Consider the following 7,691-nt stretch of genomic DNA (forward strand, 5'->3'; position numbering starts at 1 on the left):
GCCTGAGTAAGGATTATGAACGCTTACCCGAATCATCTGAGGCCATGATTTATATTGCCATGACTCGCTTGATGCTCAGGAGACTGGCATGATTTGATACACCCCTCTACCTTTTAAAACATCCTCTAAGGTCATAGGTCTTGCAGAAAAAGGCGATAATTTTGGCTCCGCTCTGGCAGTGGGGGACTTCAATGGCGATAAGATTGACGACCTCGCTATTGGTGTCTCTGGAGAGGACGTCGGCTCCATTAAAGATGCTGGAGCAATCAATATCCTGCATGGCTCCAGGAAAAGAGGGCTCACACATAGAAATAATCAGATTTGGCATCAAAATAGCGAGGGCATCAAAGGTACTGCTGAAGCCAATGATCAATTTGGCAGCGTGTTAGCCACTGGCGATTTCAATGGCGATGGGAAAGATGACTTGGCTATTGGCGTACCTAACGAGGATTTAGGTTCAATTCGAGATGCAGGATGGGTCAATGTCTTGTACGGGTCCCCTAAAGGCCTTATAGAAAACCGCGATCAGGTATGGCATCAAAATAGTCGGGGGATAAAAGGTGGAGCTGAAAAAGATGACCTCTTTGGAGCCGCTCTAGCTGTCGGCGATTTCAATGGCGATGGGAAAGATGACCTAGCTATTGGTGTACCTGGAGAGAGCATTGGTTCAGTTCAAAAGGCAGGCGCAGTTAATATCTTATATGGCTCTTCAAAAGACGGCTTAACAGCAACTAACAACCACTGGATCACCCAAAATGATCTTGGGCTACAAGATAAGTCCGAGTCTCTCGATTTATTTGGGTACAGCCTTTCCGTAGGCGACTTCAACAAGGACGGCTTTGCAGATTTAGCTGTCGGTGCCTTTGGAGAAACCATTGCAGGCAAAACCATGGCCGGAGCAGTCAACATTATCTTTGGCTCCGCCAATGGTCTAAATGGGGGGGGCTGATTTGTTGAAGCGGGAGTATTTAAAATCTTATAGGGCCTCTGCCAAGCTCAACAATGTCAATACTCCCGTCGCCCACTGATCATCCAGCAACGCGATCGCAACCTCCAAATCGCAATAAGCCAACTCCACCGACTCACCCACCACCGTCACAGCTAGCAGCTGCCTTGGCAGCACCGTAGGCCGTACATCCTCAGGAAAGTCCACAGTGATGGAACCAGACAGATAAACCCGCGCTGACGGATTCGCCATCCGCAACGCCTGCAGCCGAGTAACCACATCCTCATCATTCAACGTAAGCGTCTGCGTCGTCCGTGTCATCGCCGCGCCGGTCGCCGTCGTCAGCTTCTCCACCAGCAGCTGCTTACCCGTCTGATAAACGCCCCGGCCATCCGTAACCACAAACTCACGACCCACCGCATCCAAAATCAAATAGCGTCCATCCGCTCGGGTCCGGTCATCGGCCCACACGCCGGTTATCTCCGCGTACACCTCAGCGCTGGCTGCATTAGCGTTATACGTCGCCATGGCCCCGTCACGCAGGCCCAAACTTTGGTTTACCTGGCCAGTAACGCCGCCCGTGCCCGCTAGCCAGATACCTAGAATCAGCAACGCTACAGCCACCGCCAATACCCAATACTCACCCGGTCCACCCGTGCGTAGTCGCCGCTTCGGGTTCGAGACGCTGATAGACCAGGCCGGATCAGGCCAAAATAGTTGAACGCCCTGGCGCGTAAAGCAGTCGCTAAAGCAGCTGAGTAGATGCCTCAGCGGCAGCGCTAACCATGGCTTGATATCGCCCAACGCTGCACCTATGGTCACGGAAATAGTTGCAATAGCAACAGTCGCGGCTAAGGAATGGGTGACGCTGCGATGTGGGTAGCGGTCTTCTATCCATGAGCTGATGGGGTAACAGACCTGCCCAATGATGCTGGTCGTGGTGTCGATGTCGGGGAACTGGCTACCCAGGACGGCGAGCGCTAGCGGTAATGGTTGGGCGGTGCCGAGTAGTAAGGATGCGCCTGCGGTTGCGATCGCGGCGTGGGTGATTGCCATCATTGGCCCAGACCTGTGGATAATTTACTGTTCTAATTTGCCCATGGTTAGGTAGTTAGCGGCAATAATAGGGTAGTTTCAATCTTTTCTCTTACCAGACGGGTAATATAGCAGTCACTGTTAAGACAGTCTACCAATAGCTTATTGGCATCATAGTACTGCTTTAACTTCTCTTTCTGCTCATCGCTAAACTGCCAGTCATGGCCGATATTACGATGCTCAATCATAATAACTCTTAGGTCTTCAGCCCAAGCTTCACCCTGTGTTTGCCACCAGTGATTGTATTCATCTAAATCACTTTCCTTCTCAGGTAAGTTATCCTTTAAAGTCTGCAGAGCTTCGTTTAATTCAGGATCACTGGAGTAGGCACGGGCGATAGCACGGTCAAGCTCGCGGTCAAGGTTACCGGCAAGGTCGCCAGCAAGGGCGAGATCATAGGCAAGAGCACGGGGGTAGTCGAGAGCAATGTCGAGCACACGGTCCAAGGCACGGTCGAGAGACCGAGCAAGGGCACGGACGCGATCGCGGTCGTAGGCGTGGTCGAGAGCGCGGGCAAGGGCACGTTCACGGGCAAGGTTACGGGCACGGGCGAGCGCAAAGGCAAAATAAAAAGCGCGGACAGCAGCAGGTTTATAGGCGACTTTAACGGAATCAGATTTCTCTTTTACCCAAATAAGAAACTTTTGCAGTTGGTTATCTCCAGCTAACAGGTTATCAATTTGAAGTTTCATCGATTCCAATAGGTAGTCTGCTTCTCGTAGCATCTCTGCTGTGAGCAAAAAGACCTCTCGCCAGCGTTTTTCGGTAATACGGGAAACTAGTTTATTAAGAGCGTCTGGTCGTCGATCAACAACAATATCTCTAGCTGTAAAGTATTCCTGCAAAGTCAAGTGAGAGAAGGAGTATATATAATTTGCCCGTTCTACGAAAAGACCATGCTGAGCTTCAATCGATTTCAGGACTTTACCACTCCTGATCAGCAAAGCCTCTGGATCTGTTTGAGCGTCAGGTAAGTTTTGGATGTAGGCAGAAATAAGCTGCTCCAGCGTTTCTTGCTTAAAGAAATACTCACTTTTGGCAAAGGCGGTGAAGGCGATCTGGCTGAGTAAGTTTTCCTTACGATTTGTGGATAGCTTTCTATAGACCTGGTCTCGGTTAATATCTCGACTGTCATCCCACTTCTCTAATAAAAGTTCAATCCCTTCCTTGTAAAGTTCAGCGCGACTATCTTTGAATTTTCCTTTTTCTTCAAAGATAAGACACAGTAGCGTCAACAGTAGGGGATTAGTGGCAAGTTCTTGAATCCGTTTTTCTTCCTGAAGTTTGGCAATAAAGCTCTCAGCTTTAGCAGGGTACTTGAGGCGAAACCACCTATTAGCAAATTCGGCAATCTGCTGCTCATCGAAATCAGCGACCTCAACTTCGGTAAATTGCTGGAAGACATAATCTTGAGCGGCAATACGGCAGGTAACTACAAATTGATTCTCTGGATATTGATCTGCCAGCGTTTGAATTTCCCGTCGGACCTGGCTGACATACTCCTCCCTCACTTCGTCTAAACCATCTAGTAGCAACAAGACTTTACCCGCTTGCAGCATCACCAAAAAATCATCAGCGCTGAACGCTGACACGAGGCTAAGGATAAACGTCAGTAGATCTGGCTGATTGCGAGCATCAGCAAAATCTTTGAGTGTAATAAAAACAGGAGCACAATCCGCCTGAAACTCTCCCTCATTACATTGAATCGCTAGATATTTGAGAAAGGTAGTTTTCCCAGCTCCAGGCTTTCCCAACACCATCAGCTTGTTATACTTCTGCACAGCGGCTATCCCAGGTACTCGCTTCTCTACGATCGGACCCAATCCAAACCGATCAAAATCCTCCAACTTAAAGTTCTCTAACAGCTCAGACATATCCAACCGTCGCCGACCAGTCAGCTTATTTAAAATATTGACACTGGTATAGATATCCTCAATCCCGATCGGTTGCGTCATATCCAGCACCCGCATAGTGCCGCAGCGCTCTTTTATATAAACCCCGACCTGCTGCCGTACCTTTCGAACTAAGGCATCGATATCTTGGACTTCCTGTGGTAACACCAAGACAGCTTTTTTCATACCTGCAATCACCTCCCATTCAAGAGCTAATGTCTTACAGATAGCAACGAAGTACTTACGATCTACGCCTTGCTTGCCAGCGAAGAACTTCTTAACGGTCTGGATACCAATGCCCTGCGTAGTCTTTTTGCCTTCTAGGACAACCTGGTCTGCAAGATCCTCTCGACTCCATCCTTTACTAGTCAGTGCAATTTCTGCTTGCTTGATACCTGCTGGACAGGTTTTAAGTGATCGCCCCACTACCATGACTTAACCACAACACTGGTCATCATTTTAGTCATCAGATACAAAGTCGTACGGAACTTGTCTAAAAGTCGTACTCTCTAAAACCCTTACTGGGACTGTACTTTAAGAGTTTTTCCCTAACCATAAATATGAACCAGGAAGCGCTCCTAATACCCAAACACGGAAAAACCATGAACTCAATAAACACCCCATTTAAGCTGGTTTTCTTTACAGTCCTACTCCTCACCTTGCTATCCGGAGGAACCTCCCTCTGGTTAGCTTCTCAAGACAATATCTCTTCCCACCAGGACCGTATCTTTGAGAGTTCCGCCACTACTTGGCAAATGGGTGTAGGCGCAATCTTTGGCCTCCTAGGCAGCAAAGCCACTGACCTATTCCAAGCCAACGATGAGGATGAGAATGAATAACCAGACAGCCTCCCCTCACTACCCCAACCGCTTCCTCGCCCCGCGCACCTGCCCCAACTGCTTCATCGTCATCCCAGCAACCAAAGCCGTACCACCAAAGATGTACAGGCTCTTGTTCTGCGTACCCATCCCAATAAACCGGACGATGCCAAACGCCATCAAACAGGCAACTACAATCGGCATGACAACAACGTACTGCGTATGCTGCGGACTCGCCTCCTGATTCAGCCCTAGCCGCTCATTGCGTACCACTTTCCGCGCCAACATCGGGTTACGCCCCGCCAACGGCTGCAGCTCCGCTAACCGCGATTTACTCAGCTGCAACCCCAGCCGCTCCGCCTCCGCCTGCATCGTCTCGCGAATAATCTGGTCCGTGGGTAACTCTAGCTCGATTTCTAACATCTCTAGAAAGATGTCCTTACCAGGGTTCGCCGCCGCAAAGCAGCAGACGCGGACGCCCATATTAATCAAGTCCTCCAGCCAATATCGAATTCCCGTAGACAGCCGCTTTGCCTCAGGCAGGATAAACAACGTTTGCGGCCCTACGTTCTCCGCAATCTCATCCTTGAGCTGATCCATCGTCAGGGCTCGTTCACCGCAGGGCTCGCCGTTCTTGTCGTACTTGTCCTCAGTCGTGGGGATATCCAGCTGCTCGGCCAGACGTACGAAGAAGCGCTTACCACTGCCTTTGTAGATAGCGGTTGCGATCGCAAACTCAGAGCTATACCGCTTCACCAGCTGCTTAGGCATATCGCCCACCATTCCCAGCTCAGCCAGCACGAGCACGCTGCTACCCGACTCGATAGCAGCGCACACCTTTTGGAAGTCGGCGGAGCGCTCGTCTAAGCCGCCTGCATCTGCTGACGGCATTGGTTCAGAAGGTTGGCCGCTACTTCGTGGGGGTTGAACTTTGGGACGGATGCAGTCCTTACGTGATCAACCTTGGCCTTGGCCTGAGGGTGCAAATCTTCGTAGGTCATTTTGCTAGCCATGGCCATCACCACCTGCTCACCCGCTGTCAGCCGCTGGGCTGCGATTTCAGACGCCTCTATATACAGCGCTTCCATATCTAAGCCCTGCGATGGATCAATCTCCTGCACAGGTTCCGGCTCGGATTGCCCGTTGAGTTTTCCAATGTCTCCACTATCGGCAATAGCCAGCGCCGACTCTGCAGCTGTTTCCAACGCCAGCTCCAAATCGAACTCATCGATTTTGCCACCGGCCACCACATGCTGACGGATTAACCTAACTGATTTTGCCTGCTCCTCGGTGAGGAATGCCTTATTATTTGAATCCTTATTTGCTGTAATATCCAACGCCTTTAGATAAGCATAGTAAGCATCCTTTTTAATGCCTAATTGATCCATCAGCTCATGTGGACGAATCTGGATTTCAACGGCAGAATTTGGGTCAGTCATAATTTTTTTTCGTTTCCTGTGTCCCATATTATGGATAGGAATTTTGAAAAAAAATTCCGTAGCGTTTCTGGTCTTCGGGTGAAGATTGGGTAAATTGCACGAAGAAGCAGAAATTGATATGTGAAATTTAGGCGATATAAAGCAGGCTAGTTCTTGTTAGCTTCAATTCATATTTATTCTGAGGGAAATCACAGAATTGGCTAATTCTTAGCGAAGGTTACTGTTAGCTAATGACCAATCAGCCCTGTTCCTGAGCAACGCCTACGATTTTTTCCACTCTTCAACCGCCCCTACGACAAAAGCAGCGACGGGATGATCGATCGCCTTTTCAAACGCTTTTATGCCACCAGCAGAGAGGGCAGCGACGGCACGTTGTTTGAATGTGGGGTTGGCTTCGATTTGGGCGATGGCTTGGGTGGCCAGGGTCATTTTTTCGGTCATGGTCTCAGCTGGGGCGGTTTGCTCTAGCTGCTTGAGTAAGGCTTGAATTTCGGCGGCGGCTTCGGCGAGGGATATTTTTTCAGCGGCTTGGTTGTTGATGGTGCCGCCTTCCATATTGCCTTGGACGGTTTCGGCAAAGCCTCCAGCGAACTGGGCGTTGCTGAGATTGTACTTAGAAGCATTAGATCCTTGCTCAGACACGGTGGTATCTCCTTGGTTTTGGTAGGTGTCGATATGGGTACCGGGGCGATTGATTGCAGTACCGATCATCCCGGCTAACATTTGGGACTTATCTTCTTTTTCTATGAGAAGGGCTATCAGAGCCTGGGGCGGCAGGGTTAATAGATGCTCATAGCGGTCGAAATATTGATGGTGGAGTTGGGATAGGTCGGCTTGAGGGTTGGTGCAGACTCGGAGGTTGAACTTGTCTAAGTTCTGGCCTCGTTTTTCCATGGAGATGATTTCAAGGTCTGCGTTTGGGTTTTGTTGTCGTAGATCGCTGAAGGCAATGGCGACGGCGCGGGGGTCTGCGGTCTGGTTGTGATACAGGTCCAGGGTTTCGACCATGGGGGCGATGAAGTCTACAAACTCACCGTCGGCAAAGGTTTTGTCTTCATCATCAGGTTTACGGCGACGTTTCTGGCCTGGTCTGCGGTCAGAGAGCAGACGCATGAAAACATAGTCACAGCGGATGCCGTTGAGTTTGGTGCGGGTGGTGATGCCCCAATCTTCGATACAGGCTCCGGTGAGGATAGTGCCAGTTAAATCGGCCTCGTCGAGCTGGGCTTGGACTAGTTGGGCATTGGAAAGGTCTGCATCTTGCAGGTTGGCACCGTTGAGGTTAGCACCAATGAAACTGGCGTTAGCGAGAATGGCTCCCTGCAACGATCCGTCTTTGAGATTAGAACCGGTGAAGTCCGCTTTGGCCAGGTTGTTAGTGTCATGAATTTTTCGCCACAGATTTGCGGTCATGTTTAGCATGGTCTCGCTCAATGACAAGGAAAAAGACGGTTAAACAGCTCGTTTCATGAGGGAATGCTCCAATTTCATCAGACTTGGT

At 49.9% G+C, this 7,691-nt stretch carries 7 protein-coding genes and 1 pseudogene; 3 read left to right on the top strand and 5 right to left on the bottom strand.

Features of this window, described 5'->3' with window-relative positions:
• Both IQ260_RS23945 and IQ260_RS23950 read left to right on the top strand, forming a co-directional pair.
• Positions 1 to 92, top strand: a pseudogene (locus IQ260_RS23945) (IS5/IS1182 family transposase); the annotation flags it as partial.
• A gap of 80 nt (positions 93 to 172) precedes the next feature.
• Positions 173 to 949 (top strand): FG-GAP-like repeat-containing protein, encoded by a 777-nt coding sequence (locus tag IQ260_RS23950; RefSeq protein WP_228016392.1) that lies wholly within the window; start codon positions 173 to 175, stop codon positions 947 to 949.
• Positions 950 to 976: 27 nt separating this feature from the next.
• On the opposite strand, the gene IQ260_RS23955 is transcribed toward IQ260_RS23950, so the two are convergent.
• Positions 977 to 2,005, bottom strand: coding sequence for a metal-dependent hydrolase (locus tag IQ260_RS23955; protein ID WP_193995599.1), 1,029 nt, complete (start codon positions 2,003 to 2,005; stop codon positions 977 to 979).
• A 44-nt stretch (positions 2,006 to 2,049) separates the two neighbouring features.
• Positions 2,050 to 4,359, bottom strand: a complete 2,310-nt coding sequence (locus IQ260_RS23960) for an NACHT domain-containing protein (protein ID WP_322745037.1) — start codon at positions 4,357 to 4,359, stop codon at positions 2,050 to 2,052.
• Positions 4,360 to 4,535: 176 nt separating this feature from the next.
• On the opposite strand from IQ260_RS23960, the gene IQ260_RS23965 reads away from it, so the two are divergent.
• Positions 4,536 to 4,772, top strand: a complete 237-nt coding sequence (locus IQ260_RS23965) for a hypothetical protein (protein WP_193995601.1) — start codon at positions 4,536 to 4,538, stop codon at positions 4,770 to 4,772.
• A gap of 18 nt (positions 4,773 to 4,790) precedes the next feature.
• Here IQ260_RS23965 and IQ260_RS23970 read toward each other — a convergent pair whose 3' ends face one another.
• The 3 genes from IQ260_RS23970 to IQ260_RS23980 all read right to left on the bottom strand — a co-directional run bounded on the left by IQ260_RS23970 (position 4,791) and on the right by IQ260_RS23980 (position 7,603).
• Positions 4,791 to 5,642, bottom strand: coding sequence for a hypothetical protein (locus IQ260_RS23970; protein ID WP_193995602.1), 852 nt, complete (start codon positions 5,640 to 5,642; stop codon positions 4,791 to 4,793).
• Positions 5,615 to 6,190 carry a hypothetical protein gene (locus tag IQ260_RS23975; RefSeq protein ID WP_193995603.1) on the bottom strand — a complete coding sequence of 192 codons (576 nt, stop codon included), beginning with the start codon at positions 6,188 to 6,190 and terminating at the stop codon, positions 5,615 to 5,617. The genes IQ260_RS23970 and IQ260_RS23975 overlap by 28 nt, the downstream gene beginning before the upstream one ends.
• A 261-nt stretch (positions 6,191 to 6,451) precedes the next feature.
• A complete protein-coding gene (locus IQ260_RS23980) occupies positions 6,452 to 7,603 on the bottom strand; it encodes a pentapeptide repeat-containing protein (protein WP_228016391.1) in 1,152 nt (383 codons plus the stop codon).
• Positions 7,604 to 7,691 lie beyond the last annotated feature (88 nt).

This window comes from Leptolyngbya cf. ectocarpi LEGE 11479 (assembly GCF_015207065.1).
Lineage (GTDB): Bacteria > Cyanobacteriota > Cyanobacteriia > Phormidesmidales > Phormidesmidaceae > Leptothoe > Leptothoe ectocarpi.

Coding starts and splice junctions, on each gene's coding strand:
- IQ260_RS23970 (WP_193995602.1), bottom strand. CDS start 5,642: ATGCCGTCAGCAGATGCAGGCGGCTTAGACGAGCGCTCCGCCGACTTC.
- IQ260_RS23980 (WP_228016391.1), bottom strand. CDS start 7,603: ATGACCGCAAATCTGTGGCGAAAAATTCATGACACTAACAACCTGGCC.
- IQ260_RS23965 (WP_193995601.1), top strand. CDS start 4,536: ATGAACTCAATAAACACCCCATTTAAGCTGGTTTTCTTTACAGTCCTA.
- IQ260_RS23975 (WP_193995603.1), bottom strand. CDS start 6,190: ATGACTGACCCAAATTCTGCCGTTGAAATCCAGATTCGTCCACATGAG.
- IQ260_RS23955 (WP_193995599.1), bottom strand. CDS start 2,005: ATGATGGCAATCACCCACGCCGCGATCGCAACCGCAGGCGCATCCTTA.